Below are 1,114 nucleotides of genomic sequence, written 5' to 3' on the forward strand. Positions count from 1 at the left end.
CCAGTGATAACACCAATGATGCCTGGATCAATGATACCGCCAATGGTCTTGTAAAATTGGGAACCAAAGCAGATGGGACAGCCAGAGCAGCAGGAGCAGACTTCGTTGTAAAAGATAATGGGCAAGTTGGAATAGGTACAAGTTCTCCATCCTCAACATTGGAAATTAATTCTGGTACAGCAAATACTTCGGGACTAAAGTTTAGCAATTTAAATTCTTCTACCACTGTAGGTACAGGACAGGCCTTGGGCGTAGATGCAAGTGGAAATGTGATAACGGTCCCAAATTCTACTGCAGCAAGCGTAACTACTCAAGAAGCTTTTGCAAGTAGTGGAAATTTTAATGTAAATGATTTAGCGTGGACTACTGTTTCAGGATCTAGTCAAACAATTACAATTCCTGCAGGGGGCAAAGCTTTATTTTTAAATTTCATGCTAGGTTTGGACTATTTTAACTTTCCCGCTGGAGGTGGAACTGCCTATTACACTACAAAGATTTATATAGATAATTCTCCAACGAATGTATTTCAGACTGCACAAGAATCTTCAGCTGGAGCACAAGCTCAATTCAATTTAAGTTGTGTAAAATTTCTATCTGCCGGCACACATACTGTTGACGTTAGAATGAGTAGAACAAGCAACAATGGTACTACTAGCGGAGCGAATATGAACTGCTCAGTAATGTCAATGAGCTTCAACGCGAGTTATATTAATTAGATATTCAATTAATTAACCCCGCTGGCGCGAGCGTCTCCTCGTGCCGGTTTTAAATATAAAAGGGGGTTCAGGCAGAGTGCTGGTCACGAGCGTGACGCTCATGCCAGCAACCTGACAACAACTAAATTAATAAATCCTAATCCTCATAGGTTTTAGAAACCTATGAGGATTTAATAACAAATTTAACAACCATTTAAAATAAACAACAATGGCAAACATCTTACACAAAATCAAAGCGTATCTCTACGATAATGTTTTAACTAAAGACAATCCCAATGATTTCATTGCCCGTACGGCAAGCGAACGTTCCCTTTCTGTAAAACAGATTTGTGAAGCCGCTGCCAGTCGTGGTGGCGCAGATGTTTCTGCTTCGGCAATGGAGCATGCGACCGAGCTTT

Annotated in this window: 2 protein-coding genes; both read left to right on the forward strand. The window is 40.7% G+C overall.

The window, feature by feature from the left end:
• The coding region (locus tag AC3WV0_RS18040) for a hypothetical protein (protein WP_488847480.1) at positions 1 to 716 on the forward strand (716 nt) is incomplete at its 5' end.
• 208 nt (positions 717 to 924) lie between these two features.
• Positions 925 to 1,114 (forward strand): DNA-binding domain-containing protein (locus tag AC3WV0_RS18045; RefSeq protein ID WP_488847481.1); only part of this gene is annotated, 190 nt, incomplete at its 3' end.

It is taken from the genome of Chryseobacterium sp. 27AL (assembly GCF_057815395.1).